14 protein-coding genes are annotated in these 16842 nt (G+C 40.5%); 8 read left to right on the top strand and 6 right to left on the bottom strand.

Annotation, left to right across the window (positions count from 1 at the left end):
- Positions 1-192: 192 nt before the first annotated feature.
- Complete coding sequence (locus H6G76_RS33285; protein WP_190710379.1) at positions 193-867, bottom strand: glutathione S-transferase family protein; 675 nt, start codon at positions 865-867, stop codon at positions 193-195.
- Positions 868-946: 79 nt separating this feature from the next.
- On the bottom strand, positions 947-1537 hold the full coding sequence (locus H6G76_RS33280; RefSeq protein ID WP_190710377.1) for a TetR/AcrR family transcriptional regulator: 591 nt from the start codon (positions 1535-1537) through the stop codon (positions 947-949).
- A gap of 307 nt (positions 1538-1844) precedes the next feature.
- Here H6G76_RS33280 and H6G76_RS33275 point away from each other — a divergent pair, with 307 nt between their 5' ends.
- The 5 genes from H6G76_RS33275 (at position 1845) to H6G76_RS33255 (ending at position 8840) form a co-directional block, all read left to right on the top strand.
- The gene (locus H6G76_RS33275) at positions 1845-2249 is read left to right on the top strand and encodes a DUF4112 domain-containing protein (RefSeq protein WP_190710375.1); all 405 of its coding nucleotides are present in this window, start codon (positions 1845-1847) and stop codon (positions 2247-2249) included.
- A gap of 45 nt (positions 2250-2294) precedes the next feature.
- Positions 2295-2528 (top strand): Nif11-like leader peptide family natural product precursor, encoded by a 234-nt coding sequence (locus H6G76_RS33270; protein WP_190710373.1) that lies wholly within the window; start codon positions 2295-2297, stop codon positions 2526-2528.
- 457 nt (positions 2529-2985) lie between these two features.
- On the top strand, positions 2986-4488 hold the full coding sequence (locus H6G76_RS33265) for a tryptophan halogenase family protein (protein ID WP_190710371.1): 1503 nt from the start codon (positions 2986-2988) through the stop codon (positions 4486-4488).
- A complete protein-coding gene (locus H6G76_RS33260; RefSeq protein ID WP_190710369.1) occupies positions 4473-7109 on the top strand; it encodes a tryptophan halogenase family protein in 2637 nt (878 codons plus the stop codon). The genes H6G76_RS33265 and H6G76_RS33260 overlap by 16 nt, the downstream gene beginning before the upstream one ends.
- Positions 7110-7616: 507 nt before the next feature.
- Positions 7617-8840 carry a calcium-binding protein gene (locus tag H6G76_RS33255; protein WP_190710368.1) on the top strand — a complete coding sequence of 408 codons (1224 nt, stop codon included), beginning with the start codon at positions 7617-7619 and terminating at the stop codon, positions 8838-8840.
- Positions 8841-8871: 31 nt separating this feature from the next.
- Here H6G76_RS33255 and H6G76_RS33250 read toward each other — a convergent pair whose 3' ends face one another.
- From H6G76_RS33250 to H6G76_RS33235, 4 genes are all read right to left on the bottom strand, one after another.
- Complete coding sequence (locus tag H6G76_RS33250; RefSeq protein ID WP_190710365.1) at positions 8872-10557, bottom strand: TfuA-like protein; 1686 nt, start codon at positions 10555-10557, stop codon at positions 8872-8874.
- Between the two features lie 90 nt (positions 10558-10647).
- On the bottom strand, positions 10648-11856 hold the full coding sequence (locus H6G76_RS33245) for a YcaO-like family protein (protein ID WP_190710363.1): 1209 nt from the start codon (positions 11854-11856) through the stop codon (positions 10648-10650).
- Between the two features lie 205 nt (positions 11857-12061).
- Positions 12062-12427: a hypothetical protein gene (locus H6G76_RS33240; RefSeq protein ID WP_190710360.1), complete on the bottom strand. Its 366-nt coding sequence runs from the start codon at positions 12425-12427 to the stop codon at positions 12062-12064.
- Positions 12428-12669: 242 nt separating this feature from the next.
- Complete coding sequence (locus H6G76_RS33235) at positions 12670-13521, bottom strand: thiopeptide-type bacteriocin biosynthesis protein (protein ID WP_190710359.1); 852 nt, start codon at positions 13519-13521, stop codon at positions 12670-12672.
- A 225-nt stretch (positions 13522-13746) separates the two neighbouring features.
- Between H6G76_RS33235 and H6G76_RS33230 the strand changes: the two genes are divergently transcribed.
- From H6G76_RS33230 to H6G76_RS33220, 3 genes are all read left to right on the top strand, one after another.
- On the top strand, positions 13747-14760 hold the full coding sequence (locus H6G76_RS33230; RefSeq protein ID WP_190710357.1) for a cupin-like domain-containing protein: 1014 nt from the start codon (positions 13747-13749) through the stop codon (positions 14758-14760).
- A 208-nt stretch (positions 14761-14968) separates the two neighbouring features.
- A complete protein-coding gene (locus tag H6G76_RS33225) occupies positions 14969-15718 on the top strand; it encodes an aspartate/glutamate racemase family protein (protein ID WP_190710355.1) in 750 nt (249 codons plus the stop codon).
- A 502-nt stretch (positions 15719-16220) separates the two neighbouring features.
- On the top strand, positions 16221-16433 hold the full coding sequence (locus tag H6G76_RS33220; protein ID WP_190710353.1) for a hypothetical protein: 213 nt from the start codon (positions 16221-16223) through the stop codon (positions 16431-16433).
- The last annotated feature ends 409 nt before the right edge of the window (positions 16434-16842 follow it).

The following is a 16842-nucleotide window of genomic DNA, read 5'->3' as shown; positions in this document are numbered from 1 at the left end:
CGACTTAGATGTGGTAGCTTTTGGCTAACGATCGCAATCCAACTGTTTAAACCCGAATCTTTGCTCATGACCCGCTTGGTGTCACGGTGGTTTATCTTAACTATCTGATTCTTCAAAAAACCTGCCCTTGAAAGCAGGGGAGCAGAGGGGCAGAGGAGAAATTATTTGTATTATTTATTTAGTGAAATGGTATTACCTGCTTTTATTTTTTGAAACCAACTCCCGCCTATGCATCTTCACTAAAACTCTGACTCGCCGCTTAAATTGCTCAAAATCTTCTGGACTGATTTTTGTCTTTTGCCACACTGGGCGTTGCATTAGGCGTTCAGACCATTCATATATTTTGAGATATGCGCTCAAACTTACACCTAAATTAGGTAAGTAAAGCACTGCTGTACCAGCAACAATATCGGCTAAAGTTAACTCTTCGCTACCAAAGTATAGAGAATTATCCAAGATTTCTGTAAAAAATTGCAGGACTTTATCTATATGCTGTATTGCTTTGATAAATTGCGGTGAGTCTGCACTTTCATAAATTAATGCGATTATTTTGGGAAATAATTCATTAGCAGTAATATGTTGTACCATTCTCACCTTAGCTAAAGCTTGAGGTTTGCTAGGTAACATTGTTGGTTGAGGATATTTAGCTTCTAAATAGTCCATAATTGCCAGCGATTCTACTATCCGCAATCCGTCGTCCACTACAACTGGAATGTGATGAAAGGGGTTAACTGTTAAAAAATTTTCTTGTAATTGATCGCCATCCAAATTCATCAATATTGGCTCAAAAGCAATTCCTTTTTCTAACAAAGTCAGCCATACACGACGAGCATTAGGCGAAATGGGATTATAGTAAAACTGCAACATCAAAAATTCCTCCTTAATAAAAGACCGAATGGTCTGTAAAACAACAAAAAAATTTCTACTTAGATTTTGGATGTAGAAATTAATTTTTATAACTATATATATATTGTTTGAGATGATTCATAACTCTTTGCATATGAATTGCATCACCATATAACTTACTCATCATGATGGCTCCTTCTAGGGTGGCAATAATAATAGTGGCGATTTCATCAGCATCCACACCAGAGCGAATTTCACCCCTGGTAATTCCCTTTTCAATAATTTGAAAGATGAGGTTGCGCCAAGAGTTCATTGCTTGTTGGGCGCGATCGCGCAGTGCCGGATTGGTATCATCACTCTCAACAGCAGTATTCAACAATGGACATCCCCCCTTAATTGGTGGGTTATTTACAAAAGTACTAAATACCTCAATAATCGCTTCCAGACGTTCAATGGCATGATGTTTACTTTTGACTGCGGCTAAGGTGTGCTGGCTGACACAAGCGATCGCAAAGTCAAAAGCTTGCAAAGCTAACTCATCTTTACTTTGAAAGTGATTGTAAATTCCGCCTTTCTGCAATCCAGTCACACGCATAATGTCAGATATCGACGAACCAGCATATCCCTGTTGGTTGAACAGTTCCGCCGCTTGTTGAATAATTCGACTTTTTGTTTCTTCGCCTTTAGACATTGCTTTGTGAATGTTACAGACCAAACGGTTTGTTTTAAATTAGCATGACTAAGCTAGTAGGTCAATATTAAATTTAAAAGGCAATAGGGAGTAAGGATAACCCTGCATTATCATGTCCGGCCGATAAGTTGTGATTCGATACATTTGTACAGAAACAACAAAACTTGCTCCCCTGCGGCCTTCATGATAAGTCTTTCACAGGACACGACACCTATCAGCTATCACCTGCTTGCTCTTTCTAACGGTACAAGACTAATTAAGCAAAATAGTGCAATTTATAAATAAAGTAGTGTAAATCTCGTAAATTATGGACGCTGCTAAACGTCTTGTTACTCTCAATCGCATCCGTAAACTGAGCCGCCTTATGGATACATCTATACGTATCCCTCTGACAGGTTTTCGGATTGGTATAGACCCGATTATTGGTTTAGTTCCAGGCGCAGGTGATTTAGTTAGTACAGCGTTTTCGGCTTACATAATATTTTTAGCTACACGCTTTGGAATTCCACGTCAAGACTTAGCCAAAATGGTTTTCAATGTTGGCTTAGAAGCTGTTGTTGGTACTGTACCTTTAATAGGTGATTTATTTGATGCTTTCTATAAATCCAACATTCGTAATTTGGCAATTTTAGAACAACATCTCACGGTAGTTGAACCAGAACTTAAAAAAGCACCTGAGACAATTTCTGAGAACCAATTTAGCAAAGTTTAATTTACTAGATTCAAATTTAATATTTGACACAGGAGAAGGACTACCATGACACGGAAAAACGCCGCCGAGCTTTTTAAAGCAGTGAAACAAGATCAAGCATTACAGCAAAAACTGAAAGCAACAGCCAACCCAGAAGCATTTATCAAGATTGCTCAAGAACGCGGCTATGATTTTTCAGAAGAAGAACTAGAAGCTGAAATTGACAAGTTATCTGAAGAAGATTTAGCATCTATTGTCAATCCAGGATGGGGGCCAAGACGGCACATTAATCCTAGATAATTTTTGCTATTGCTTCCTTGAGGAAATACCACTCTGACCGGGAGAGGCAGTGGAAAGGGCGCAGGGCGGAACATGAAAGCCCCGCCCCTGTCTTCCCCTCTGTTTTCAAGGGCAGGTTTTTTGTTTAAGCAGATGAGAAAGCTGTGGGACTACTCCAAGATTTAGGGAAGAGGAATGTACCTCTTTGGAATGAAAACTGCTGTAATTAGAGAGTATTTATAAACAAGTTTTAAGTTTATATTTTGTGTTGAAGTACGGTGCAAAGCAAACTTTATCGGTATTTACTTATAGCCAAATTTTTTATTTGTGCTATATTGATTAGTTTTACTTTGTCACCAAATTTCAGTTTGACATCAAGAAAATGGACAAAACAAACTGTCTACTCTGTTTAATATTTATTTATAAATAACTATTGTTTGAAATCGCTCAATATAATTGATATTTTTGAGCCATTTGTGTGGAAAAAACAATACATAATGTTGTAGTTTTCGGCGGAGGTAGTGCAGGATTTCTCTCTGCCTTAGCCCTTAAGGTCAAGATACCATCGTTGAATGTGGTGGTCGTTCACTCCACAACTATTCCGATTATTGGAGTTGGTGAAGCAACTACCGCTTGGATACCCTGGTTTCTACATCAATATCTCGGATTGAGTCGAGAGCAATTTTACGAAGAAATACAACCCGTTTGGAAACTGGGAATTAAGTTTATTTGGGGAGATCCTAGCCAGTCTCACTTCAACTATCCTTTTGTGACTCATCTGGCTGATAAACTAGCGGTTCTGCAAAAAAGCACGGCGTATTATTGTCTTGATTCAACTACCGAATCTAGTATTTACTCTCTGTTGATGGAACGGTATAAATCGCCTTGCTTCCTGAGAAAAGATGGAGAGTATGTCATTGATGAACGGTTTGGCTACCATATTGAAAATTCTAGTTTTGTTGCGTATCTAGAAAGACGAGCCTTAGAACTTGGCATTAAGATTATTGATCAGCCTGTTATAGATATTAAAGTCGCGGAAAATGGCGATATTCATCAACTACAGTTTAAAGATGGCAAAAGTGTAACAGGTGATTTGTTTATCGATTGTTCTGGGTTTCGTTCAACGTTGCTAGGGGAAATTCTGCAAGAACCTTTTTGCAGTTTTGCTAGTAGCTTATTTTGTGATTCTGCGGTCACAGGGTCATGGATGCGGGACGATTCAATATACCCCTTTACGACAGCCGAAACCATGCAGGCTGGATGGTGTTGGCGAATTGATTTACAGGATCGTGTAAATCGTGGCTATGTTTATTCTTCTGCTTTCATCAGTGACGAACAGGCGTTGCAAGAGATGAAACAGAAAAACCCCCTGATGGGTGACAATTTTAGTCAGATCAGGTTTAAGTCAGGACGACATCAAAGATTTTGGGTGAAGAATGTTGTCGCAGTTGGCAATGCATCAGGTTTTGTAGAACCCCTAGAATCAACGGGATTACACATGATTGGGGAAACCATTAAATGTGTATGTGATGTGTTAATTGATTCAGACCAACAACCCACCCCAGCGTTAATTAATTTGGCGAATCGAGCGATCGCCCAAAAGTGGGATGATATTCGTGATTTTTTATCAATTCACTTTAAGTTCAATCATTATATAGAATCCCATTTCTGGCAGCACTGCCAACAGCACACTGATATTGGTGAAGCAGCAGCAATCGTAGACTTTTTCCAAAACAATGGCCCATCGCCTTTAGGTCAAATTCTGCTTCGTCCTAATAGTGTTTTTGGTTATAACGGTTATCTGAATCTGTTGATGGGTCAACTGGTAGCAACAAAGTATCAAACCAAACATGACCCTTTAGATTTAGATTATTGGCGACAAATCAAAAATTATTTCATCAAAAATTGCGATAACGCTTTATCAATTCACGAAGCAATTCAGGTTGTGAAGGAAAGAAAATGTCAATGGCAGACTTCATAAATAACATTCCTCAAGTACCGATAATTAACCCCAATGCTCATTTACTCCTCAATCCGGCGGGTGAAGTTTGTAGTTGGGTAGGTAATGAAGTCTTCGCCCTCGAAGGCATTCAGCCTGATACTATCCGCGAGTTGTTAGTGTTAATTGATGGAGTGCGATCGCTGGATTCAATTTATGCTGAACTAGCAAATAAATATAATCGTCACTACCTACATGAGATTATTTCGGCATTAACTAAGCTGGGTATCTTACAGGAGTCACTGACAACTGAAGCCACACCCCAAAATCAGGGCTTGCAATTGCCTACAGCCCCCGATCGCATTCAGCAAAAAGCGATCGCTATTTTAGGTAATGGTCAATTACTGAATACCCTCAATCAAACCTTTACCGCAGTTGGCTTTCAAAATTGCCGCACTTTTTCTCTCACAGAGTTTGTATCCTGCCAAACACCAGAATTTATCGCCTTCCAGCAAGAACAGATACTCTTGAATGGGCAGAGGGGAAATACAAAGCCCACTTTAGAGGCTGTAACTGTGGCTGGACTGTGTGAACTATTGCAAGCATTCGACTTTGTGGTTTGTGCTTTGGAAGGTTTACCATATCAAGCACTTTTCGATGTTAATAAATCAGCCCTGACAAGTGGCAAACCTTGTTTATTTGTCACTGCTTCCCCAGAAACAGCACTTATCGGCCCCACAGTTATTCGAGGTGCAACTGCTTGTTTTAGTTGTCGAGTTGTCACCCTAGAAGCTATTCCGCCGATTTTACAGGAGATTGTGCCTCACCTGTCAACGCCTATCATCACCGCAGATAGTCCAGTTTTGCCTTCTATAGCCCAGGCTTGTATTGAGGAAGCGATCGCAGTTTTAGCTGACCTGACACCAAATCGTGCTACTAGCGTTGTCAAAATTAACCGCAAGGGCGATCGCATAATCAAAAGACTATTTCCTAGTGGTGAATGTCAGGAGTGTACACCGCAATTAAAAGCACCGTTGGGAGTTCTAGAACGAAGTGCGATCGCATCTGCGGCTGAGGAAATCGGCAGGATTTGGCCGAATCCTTTACAAGCCAGCATCCGTCCAGCAGCCGATAGTTACCAAACGGTGGGGATTTTGGGTGGCGGTACGGCGGGATATTTAACAGCTTTGGCTTTTCGCGCCTTTAGACCAGACATCAAGGTGACATTGCTGGAATCAAGTGCCATCCCGGTGATTGGTGTAGGGGAAGCCACAACTCCCGAACTTGTGAAATTCTTGCATAGTCCCCGCTTCTTAGGGTTGGATATCGTTGATTTTTATCGGCGGGTAGCCCCTACTTGGAAGTTAGGGATTAAGTTCCAGTGGGGATTACCCGATGAATATGATTTTACATTTCCCTTTCAACGCGGACGCTTACTAGAATCAGTCCTCTATGATTCCACGTTGAATAATCAATCCTTGGGGGCAATGTTGATGAATAGCGATCGCGCCCCTATTTTTGATCGGGGTGATGGCAAGCCATTATCATTACTGCATTTAATACGTTGGGCTTATCACCTGGATAATAAGCGATTCATTAGCTATCTAAAGGAAGAAGCCTTAGCAGCTGGTATTGAACATATAGATGTGCAAATTTGTGATGCTCAACTCTCAAACGATGGCGAAAATATCAGCTATTTAATCACAGAGGATGGGCGGAAACTAGATTACGATTTGTATATTGATTGTTCTGGCTTCCGTTCATTCTTACTAGAACAGAAACTCGGCTCTAAGTTTGTCAGTTACCAGGATACACTTTTCACAGACCAGGCGATCGCTGCCACTGTCCCCCATAATGGCACTATCAAGCCATACACCCTAGCCGAAACTATGAACAATGGTTGGTGCTGGAATATACCGTTTGAGGACTGTGACCATCGAGGTTATGTGTTTTCTTCTGCATTTTGTAGTGTGGATCAAGCCTTAGCAGAAATGCAAGCTAAAAATCCAGGGATGGGTGAACCTTGGATAGTGAAGTTTCGTTCTGGGCGACATGAGCATTTTTGGAAAGGTAATGTTGTAGCGGTAGGTAATTCTTATGGTTTTGTTGAACCTCTAGAATCGACAGCAATCCATATGGTCGTTCTAGAACTGGAACTCTTGCTAACTAACCTACCAGCCTCAAAACAGGATGAGGGAATTAAATCTACACTCAATCGCAAGGTTAGTGAACGTTGGGATGCCCTAAGATGGTTTTTAGGAATTCACTACAAATTTAACCGCCGCCTGTCTACTCCCTTCTGGCAAGCAGCCAATAAAGAAACAGATATTTCTGGTGCAGCAGAACGTCTAGCGTTGTTTCAAGAACGCGCACCCCTGTCTTACAGTAATTCCCTATTTTATACAGTGCATCCTCCAGAGTTTTTCTCTGACGATCACTCCTTTGACACTTTATTAATGGGGCAACAAGTACCGACTCGCTTTGTCGAACCAGTTGAAGATGCAGCAACTTGGAAACGTCAAAAGGCAATTCTTCAAGGAATGGCTAGTACCGCCATGCCTCAACACCAAGCCCTGCAATGCTTACGGGAAATGCGACCAGATTTGCTGTATGACTTTGCCAAGCGTCGAGATAGTTGGTTACACACCTGGCTACCTGCTTAGACAGTAGTTTGTGAAGAGGGCTTAAGCCCTCTTTGAATCGCTGCATCAACCCAAGAGGAATCCCTTGAGAAAAAACTTAACTTTAGAACTTACGCATTGACAAGTTTAGGCTTGGGTATTGGTTGAAAAATGAATTTGGTATTGACATGAAGGTGAAAAATCTGGACAAGTCAGTAAAATTTAAATCAAATATGTTACCAGTACATTAACTGTTTACACTCTTTTGCTTTCATAGCAATGCTATACCTCACACAACAAAGTGATTAAAATCATTGTGCTAAATAAAACTACAGCTATATTATTTGCGAACAAGTGCAGCATCAATAAAGTTAACCTAAGCCTGCTTCTGATAAGTGCAATTGCAGATTTAAGTGCATCTATATATCAGTCATAGAAACAATAAATTTTTTCTGTCTGCATTATCGAAATTTTTATGCTGATAAAGTCTTTTTTGAGATAAAAGCATAATTTATTGGCAAAATTCTAATTTTTTCTGGTAAGCAAGTAATGAATTATTCAAACACAGTTTCTTTAAGTAACACTGGTTGGTACTTAGACACTAAACCTTCAACTTTGTTAGGTAGATGGACTAATTGTGCAGACATAGTTACCGTCATTACTAAGGATGCTTACGGTATTCAGGTTCTTTCAGGTGTCACTGTTAATACCTTGGGAGGCGACGACATAATCTCTGGTCGTACCCCTAATATTAGGAGGGGCTTTGGCCTGCTTAATCTGGGTACAATCAATACTGGCTCTGGTAACGATACAATCACTGGCCTTGGTAGATATGATAATGCCATAGGCAACTTCGGCACAATTAATACTGGCTCTGGTGATGATACAATTAGTGGCTACAACCGTATCTACAATAAAGGTGGCATCATAGATACTGGTAGTGGTAAGGACACAATTAATAGTGGGATCATTAATGCAGGCATAATCAATACTCGTTGTGGTGATGATACAATCACTGCCGATACAGGTATCAAAAACAATTATAAAAGCATAATCAATACTGGCTCTGGTAATGACACTATTACTGCCACTGACGACTTCGCCATCACCAACTTAGGTGTAATCAATACTGGTACTGGTAACGATACCATCACTGCCACCGGCGACCTTATCGGCATTTACAGCACTAATAACAGCATCATCAAGACTGGTGCTGGTAACGATAACATCACTGCTACTGGCGATGAAGGGATATACAACAACAATAGCACTATTGACACTGGCTCTGGTAACGATACTATCACTGCCACCAGTATCAATAATGCTTTGCTTGGCATTATTGATACTGGTGATGGTAATGACATTATCATTGGTGTTGGCAATAGCGTAGGCATATACAACGATAGCACTATTGACACTGGTGCTGGTAACGATATTGTCGATGCACTTACAGGTGGCTTTGGTGGCAGTGGTAATACCTTGCTGGGGAATGGTGCAGATACCCTCAGAGGGTTTGGAAGCGGATTCTTTTCATTATTTCTTAGCAGCGGATTTATTAGCAGCGGATTTTTTGATGGTGGCGATGGTAAAGATCAGCTACTCTTTGGCAGTGGAACCTACAGCATTTCAAATACCACAGATAGCACTGGCTACTATACCATAAGTAATGGCACGACATATATGTTAGTCAAGAACTTCGAGTTGATTGGTAGTGCTAGTAATGGGGCGGCTTTTAGTTTTACTAGCGTGATTGGCGAAAACTTTACCATATAAGTAGGACGTGCCTCCACAAGTATTTTGTAAATCAAATCGGGTTGCTATAAGAAGCAGGTTGCATTGGAACTGCTTTCTTCAAAGGCAGACTTGTTTGTAGTCCTTTGACAAATTCTTCTGGTTCACTGAAATCTAGCCAGAAAGCTACTTGGGTTGAGTTACATTCTTGAGGAAAAGCATTTAGCTGATACCAATTACTTAGATCAGCTTCCTCAGAATCGTTTTGTTGTTGGGAAGCTGACTGCACTCTTTTGCTTAAGATGCTATAAAACCCAGATAACTTTAAAGCATCGCCAAGAAAAGACTCAGTTACAGAGAAATATTGGCTCATTCCTCGCCCCCACCATCGGGGTACATTCACAAACCCCTCTAATCTGGCGATCGCTTTCATCATCTGCTTAAATTCGCTAGGAACTATATCATTTTCTTTTAGCCAAATTTCTACTTCCGGCTCGTTAGTAACTCCTCGTTCTAGGCAAAAATTCTGCGTAATCTTTTGAGTAATACTAGTTCTCAAATTTACATCAGATTGAGTGTAGGTCTGTTCCGCTAAAGCCCAAAGGAGGGCCACTAAACGGTATAATCGCCGTTCATAAATTGCTAACACTGATTCTGTTTGATTTTCTCCCTCGGCAAAAGAGAGATTTTTACCAACCATTGTCAGGATATATCTATGCAGTTGCTCAACTTGTTGGTAAAAGCCATCATGTTGGCTATAAATTTTGAGTAATGCCTGAATTCGACCCCAACGTTGTAATAAAGCTGCTTCTAACTCATCTGGAGTAGCACTATTAAATTCATCTGAATCAATCGCTAGGGGTTGCAGGTTCTGACTTTGAGCAATAGCATCACACCATCTTACTAGCCCAGCTAGATTACGTAATTGAATATAAACTTTGCCTAAAAACCGGGCTTCTTGGCAGACTTTTTCTGTTAGAGGTAGCCAAGAATATGCTGTTGTCATGGGACGGATGGCTACTCTAGCTTGGAGTTCCTCGATAAAAATAGACTTGTTGAGTTGAAATGGTACTGGCTTATTCTCACAAGTATTCCCAACCATAGTTGCTAGATGTTTCAGCAGTCCAATGGCATCTATTTGTTTTTGCTCTACATAGCCACCATTTTTTACAAATTCCCGAAAATGGGCTAAAACTTTGGCATCGCCTCCCTGCGCCTCGGCATCAGCCACCGCTTGGCTCAAATGTCGTTGAGTAAAGAACTGCCGTTTGGCACAACTGATAATTAAATCAGCGATCGCACGATCAATAATATTTTGGGACAGCGCATGGTTAACTGTGGCGCGGATGTTGACTAGGGCATCAGTCAAGGGTTGGTACTGAGATTTAGCATTGCTATGTAAAACCGCCACTTCATCGTCCCCAATATACTGTCCCTCTCGATAGGCAGTGAAAATCTCACCAAATCCCTCCATCCCAAAGGCTTCTAGTTCAGCCGCCCGTAGTGCGCCCATACTACTTGCCCCAAATACTCGTACTCCTGCTTCTAAAGCCCAAAGAATTTCTTTGTGCCACACCGAAGCACTGCGATCAAAAAAACCATCAATAATAGCGATCGCACTCGGTTGTAACCGCAGACAAGCTAGAATATCACCACAACGGACAGGGTTCAGATAACAGGCTGGTAAAATCTGACTGGCTTGGTCAACTGAAAGAGTAGGGCCAAGGTAGATAAAAATTTGACTAGGTTGTAAAGCCATTGAGTCTATGCTGATAGATAAGATTTTCGGGTGTAAGGGTGTAGGGTGTAAGGGAAAGAAGTAGAACCGTAATAATCTTCCCCTGTACCCCTAATAAGACGAAGGGAGATGCGTTCCCGGTACAACCACATGAACAACTGGAAAGCCAAACTCTACTCGCGTGTGATTGACAAAGACAGCTTGATCAAACCCTAGATTGCGGAGACAGTCGAGGATTTGTTGAATTTCTTCTCCAAAAGTTGAAGTAGGCGGAAGTTCTGGTTGAGTTTCAAAATCAATGAAGGTGGCAGTTGGTCTTTTGCCGCTAAATTTTGTAGTTGGGCTACCTGGTAATTTGAAGCTTCCAAGAGCATAACTTTCAGGATGAATGTCATCTCGACTACCGGCAATAATTGTTACTCGTGACTGAGCCGCTTCAGTGATTGCCCTTGCCAAGGCTATTTCTTTGGAACTGTGGCAACCCCAGCCTGCTGTGGTGGGTCGTCCATACCAATTTTCAATGTCACTAATCAAGCATTTATAAGTAGGTATACCCACAGTCGAGCTTAAGTCTGTAATTACTGCTTTTGCCCCAGCGAGTTGAATTTGCTGGAGTAACGATTGTAATAAAGGCGATTTGATAGTCTGAATGTCAACCAAACAGTTAATTCTTTGCTCCATTAGCAACTGCCACCAACGCCACTCGGCTTCACGCTCAATGACTTCAAATAACCCATGTGCGATCGCTTCTAGTAAATGGTTGCCTGATGCTAGTCCGTTACTAGAAGTGCTGAATATCCCCGTATCACGTTTTTCTGTAGTGGTATCTAAATCAAGATAAGCCTGTGGTACATACACAGGTTGATTGGTGAATAAATCAGTTCCACAAATCCAATCTAATGGTTGAGTAGGATCGTAAGCTGCCCATCTTTTACCAGGCTCTAAAATACTAGGTGCGATCGCCTGATGATGACGACAGACTTCTTCATAAGAGGCAACTATCTCTGGTTCTGGTAAATTTTCAGCGTGATAAGACTCTACAGATTCCATCGCGGCTGAAATCATCGCCAGCATCAGCGAAATTCCCTTGCCTTGAGAACCGGAAAAAGCTTTCCCGTTAGGTCGAATCGCCTGAGCCACAGGAATACCAATGCAGTCAAGACCAGTAATATCTGCAATACGTGTGATGCCAAAAGCCGGTAAAAATTCTTGTAGCCGTTCCCAAGTAGCTTGGGGTTCTTGTGTGCGAAACGTACCATCAAGATTTAACTTAGGTGCAATCAAATTTTGCCACATTTGCTGGTTTTGTTGCTCAAGCATTGCTGCGAGTAAAAATAATGATTAATCAAACATAAGCACCTCCATTGATATGAATGGAAGTGCCTTGAAACCTAATTGCTGTTAGGCATTGCACAATTGCGGTGTGATTGAGATAGCTATGATTTAGCTTATCTTCATAAGCTAAAGTGGTGCTATTTCCAAACCATGTTTAATCACATCTTGCACCGCAAGCATAAAAATAACACTACCAGCAACACATAATTGTAGATTTAGGAGAATCACTAGAAGCCAGCCCGCCAGCTACACTTTCTAACTCTTCTTCTGACAATTCCCGGTTAGCTGGTCTGGCTTTAATACCATTAACACTGTCAATAGAACGTATCTTCACCGTTGGCGAAGAAGTTGATAAACCAAGAACCACTCTCTCGGCGGCAACCATTACAGCTTTCACATCTTCAGCATCAAAATCAAAACCGTTGGCTGCGCCTTGTTGAACAGCAATTGCGGCAAATTCACCTGCTTCAGTAGCATCTAAAGTTTCACGCAACTGGGAATTTTCCGGCTGCGCTAAAAAATTTTCATAGTATGCAACAAAGCTCTGCTGGGACATTGGAGATTCTCCTTAATATTTCAGAGGTTGGCATGGCTAATAACTTGATAAGTATTTATCCCGTGTTTTAAGTTTTTATTAAAACTAATTGCTAGTCTGTACACTGAGATAATCAAACCATGATTAATACCATAATTGACATATATTTTTATGTCCAGAGAGTTTCAATAAAATTTTGTGACAGAGAATACATAAATTTACAAATTAACTAGTGACATTGCTTATATTCTTTTGTTATAACGTCAGTTTACTTTGTCTGTAAAAGTGGAAATACTAGCTGAAATCAGCCTTCCTGAACGCCGCCAATCAAAACCGTGACGGTGAAACGTAAACATAGCTACAGCCGCAAGTATACTAGACATATCCTGATTCAATAGTCCAAAATCTTGGAGCTTAACTAATTGTTGTGACAGAATACGGTTAGCAATTGAGTATCTTTCTAATACATCTTTTTCTTGGTTTATGACCAAATAGAATTGGTATAAATTTTCAATACAAAGTAGTTCAACTGTGGGGATTACAGCTTCAGGATCTGTGGGAATCAAAGCACCTAAACTTTGCCAAGCTGTCAGGACAGATATCTGATCTGACATAGCACGGGTAAATAGGTCGTGTAATAAGGTTGGGAGAAGTACATCTTTGGGAACAACACTCAGATGATGTTGATAGAGATAATCAAGGATGAGCCACAAAGAAGTGTCTATGTCGAAGTATTGATGAACCCATTGCATAGCTTCTATACCGCCAAATCGCTCGGTTTCAGGCTGATATTCACTAAAGAAGAAGAGATGAATATAGTTTTCTTGTTGCAGTGCAGACATTAACTCAGATATTTGCGCGATCGCCTGTTGCTGATCTACTTTAGTAAAAAAGCGCAGCCGCACATCTGGTGGTTTTCTCATAAAGAAAAACCAGCGCAGCAAACCATGATTTCGCCAGCGATTCACTAAAGGTTCTATCCGACTAAAGAGGACACGCGCACTCGATATTGCATCACCTTGATGTCTGACAAGTCCTACATTAAGTTGTATCCATGCTCCATTTTCCCAATTATCAATATTAGGTTGTTGATTGGCGTTGTTTTCATCATTCATAAAATGCCTCTCTTCTAACACAGTGTGATAGTGTTTGTCGAGATATAGCTCCCGTGTAGGAGATTCAAACAAATCTATTGCCTATTCCCTATTGCCTATTCCCTACCCCACTAGTTTGTGAACCAAATAGAATTGCTTTGATGTTAAGTCAAGAAAAGAAATGTTGACAAAACAGGTTAGCTTAAACCAGCATGACGCTATGTTTATTAAGGGCAAAAAAATCCAGTGGTTCTCAACAATATTGAACGTATCAAAGCACCTTCTAAGGATATGTTTTACCGCGAGTATATTCTTCCCCAGCGTCCAGTGATTATCACCAATCTCTTTGACAGTTCATCACTGTGTCAGATGGATACTTTAGAAAAAGCCAGAACTGAACTTACCGACATCCAGGTTCAAGTCTGTCCCAATTACATTGCTAATCTACTGAATGCGACCTCAGCCGATGTTCCGCGCATGATGAACTTATGTGAATATTTCGACTTTCTGCAAGCACAACCCACCAGTCTTGATATTTGTGTTGAGTATCCAACACCCCAAAATTTGCTGGAATTATTGCCCCTGAATTTGTATCAAGATTTAAGTGATGAGAGCGACTTATATTCTAATATGTTTGTCGCTGGCAGTAATAACTATGCTCATCTGCACTATGATGCCGATCAGAGAAATGTTTTGATGTTTCAAGTATTTGGAACAAAAAGGTTTATATTGATTCATCCCAGCGAAACTCACAAATTAGATGCTATTGATCAGCCTAATTTATGCCGTACAAGTGGCTTATTTTTAGAAAATATGTCGGAGGCTGAAAAAACAGATTTTATTAACTATACTAATGCTTTTGATGTGGTACTTTACCCCGGTGAAACTATTTTCATGCCGATGATGATCTGGCACTACATTGAATATTTAGAACCAGCGATGTCAATTGCTTATCGTTTGGGACGTAACCAATATAATCGGCGATTAGCTCAACTTTTTCCAGCCCCATCTGTTGATGTTCAGTCCCTGTCGCTGTTGCTGATGGACGAAACGGTTGCACGTTCACATCATACGGGATGGTTAAACAAACTAGAAAATATTAGCAGTTCATTGCACGGGAGTGAAAGCGATCGCCTTGCCGCGTTAAACTACCTTTGTCTCAAAATTCGTGGACAATATCTGGGTTTTGAGCCTATTAAGAGTATGCGGGAGTTGACAAGACGGCAAACGATACTAGAACAAGCTACGTTGTATAGCTAATTTAACGTGAATCTTTGGGGTAAATTTCGAGCGGAAGTTTTTCAGGCAAACAAGTCATCTTTAGCTATGTGCTGATCAATACACATACTACTATTTGTAGGTCAAATTATTGTAGTATAAATAGTATGCAGTCATTTTCAAATATGTGTACCTAATCCTTAGGCTCACTAAGTCAAAATGATTCAGGCTTTTCAACAAGAGGTGTTATATGGAATCAAAACCTGATCCTAATAAGCGGTTTCGTCTTGGCTTGTTAGTACCAGCAGGTAATACCACTTTTGAGCCTGACTTTCACTCTGCTTTTACCCATCAAGTCAGCATTCATAGCCATCGCGTGACGGCTCAAGGCTCACACGCCTATGAAAGTTATGAATCAATGGATGACATCAATAAAGCAGCTGTTCAGGAAGTAGAAAAATTAGCTATAGCTAAAGTAAATTTTGGGGCATACGGCTTTACGACTGCAACATTTTACCGAGGGCGAGTTTTTGCCGAACAATTACAACAACGTTTGTCACAGGTTCTAGGAGTACCAGTTGTTATACCGGCTCTGGCTTTATTAGAAGCCTTAGCACATCTAAAAGCCAAGAAAATTTCTGTAGTCACCCCTTATCCAGAATGGAATAACCAAACACTCAAAGAATTTTTGAGTGAAACGCCTTTTGAAATAGTAAGTTTTAAAGGTGATGAACGTCCGAAAGAAGTAGCGAAACAGAATTATCTTTGGCATCAGTCACCGGATGAAGCATTAGCTTTTATCAAACAGGTATCTCATAAAGGTGCAGACGCTATTGTGTTAGCTTGTACAGCATGGAGAACATTTGAAGTCATTGAAGAATTAGAAGCAGATTTAAATATTCCGGTTGTTACTGCAAACCAAGCCACAATATGGAGTTTGGCAAGGCGCGCTGCTATTGAATCTACTCTTCATCCAAGAGGTAAATTATTTAATATATAGCAATCCTATAGGAATCCGGTTTGATTACTAAACATACTTGTGTAGGTAGGCAATAGGCAATAGGCAATAGGCAAGAAGGAATAAAGATATACTGAGTTTTTTTCCCAAATCAAATATGAGTCCTATATTTGATTTACAAACTGCTTATATGGGCAGGCAATAGGGAATAGGCACTCTTGCAATAGATTTGTTTGAATCTCCTACACGGACTGCTATCTAGGGACAAGTAAGCAACGAAATAAAGCAAATATTTAAGAAATTTATTTTAGAGTGTTCATCGATTAAATCATAAAAATATGAACTTCATCTGAGAATCATCTCAGTTTAGAAAACGGCATTTTCAGTACTTGTGAGGATAGCAATAATTGTTCGTGCTGGGATGTAAAAATCATGGCAGCGCAAAAGCTTTTATCTTAAGTAGGTTAAGTAAAGATTATTATTTGGCGCATTTTTATTTAAAATTATCAGGGGAGCAGCAAAGCCAATAGCGTCAGGAGTATTCTTGGAAAACTCACAGCGTATTCAAATAGGAGATAGGGTATTAATTTTAACGCCTACCTATGTAGCAGGAAAATATGGCATAGTTATTGGCCGCGACTCACGTTCAGACAGTCCAGCAAGCCAACGCTGGCTGATTCAAGTGGAAGATGCGGATTCATCTGATATTGTAGTGTCGTTAATTTTAGGTGAGTTTACCTTAGTTAGCCCAGAATAACAGGACTTACGCATTCATATTGGTTGTTGAGATTGGGTGTCAGGGTTATACTAACTCACACCCTACACCCCATACCCCTAAATCCTGGCTGAAACCCTTGATTTTTCGTATCACTGCGTCCTAAGAGCAACAATTGAAGCTGTTTAGCATTACTAATGGAATAGAAAACTCTTCCTTCTGGCGAGAGAGGGCATGATTATAAGCATCTATTAACCTGCAAGTATAGGGAATGTACAGTCGGAGCAGCTAAAACTTTTTAGCTGTTCCCATTCTTTGACAGTAGGAATCTAATATCACGTGAGTTCGACGGATGCTAAAAACCCCTCTCCAAACCTCTCCCCTGCAAGGAGAGAGGCTTTCAAAACTTGTTTTTTCGTTCAAAACTAGGAAGATTTATGCCCCTCTCCGC

It is taken from the genome of Nostoc sp. FACHB-152 (assembly GCF_014697475.1).
GTDB lineage: Bacteria > Cyanobacteriota > Cyanobacteriia > Cyanobacteriales > Nostocaceae > Nostoc_B.
Note: the sequence above shows the minus strand (reverse complement) of the source record. Positions and strands in the feature narration are given on the sequence as shown.

Excerpts from the sequence above, each read along its gene's own strand:
- H6G76_RS33285 (WP_190710379.1), bottom strand. The coding sequence starts at position 867 with ATGTTGCAGTTTTACTATAATCCCATTTCGCCTAATGCTCGTCGTGTA.
- H6G76_RS33280 (WP_190710377.1), bottom strand. The coding sequence starts at position 1,537 with ATGTCTAAAGGCGAAGAAACAAAAAGTCGAATTATTCAACAAGCGGCG.
- H6G76_RS33275 (WP_190710375.1), top strand. The coding sequence starts at position 1,845 with ATGGACGCTGCTAAACGTCTTGTTACTCTCAATCGCATCCGTAAACTG.
- H6G76_RS33270 (WP_190710373.1), top strand. The coding sequence starts at position 2,295 with ATGACACGGAAAAACGCCGCCGAGCTTTTTAAAGCAGTGAAACAAGAT.
- H6G76_RS33260 (WP_190710369.1), top strand. The coding sequence starts at position 4,473 with ATGGCAGACTTCATAAATAACATTCCTCAAGTACCGATAATTAACCCC.
- H6G76_RS33255 (WP_190710368.1), top strand. The coding sequence starts at position 7,617 with ATGAATTATTCAAACACAGTTTCTTTAAGTAACACTGGTTGGTACTTA.
- H6G76_RS33250 (WP_190710365.1), bottom strand. The coding sequence starts at position 10,557 with ATGGCTTTACAACCTAGTCAAATTTTTATCTACCTTGGCCCTACTCTT.
- H6G76_RS33245 (WP_190710363.1), bottom strand. The coding sequence starts at position 11,856 with ATGCTTGAGCAACAAAACCAGCAAATGTGGCAAAATTTGATTGCACCT.
- H6G76_RS33240 (WP_190710360.1), bottom strand. The coding sequence starts at position 12,427 with ATGTCCCAGCAGAGCTTTGTTGCATACTATGAAAATTTTTTAGCGCAG.
- H6G76_RS33235 (WP_190710359.1), bottom strand. The coding sequence starts at position 13,521 with ATGAATGATGAAAACAACGCCAATCAACAACCTAATATTGATAATTGG.
- H6G76_RS33225 (WP_190710355.1), top strand. The coding sequence starts at position 14,969 with ATGGAATCAAAACCTGATCCTAATAAGCGGTTTCGTCTTGGCTTGTTA.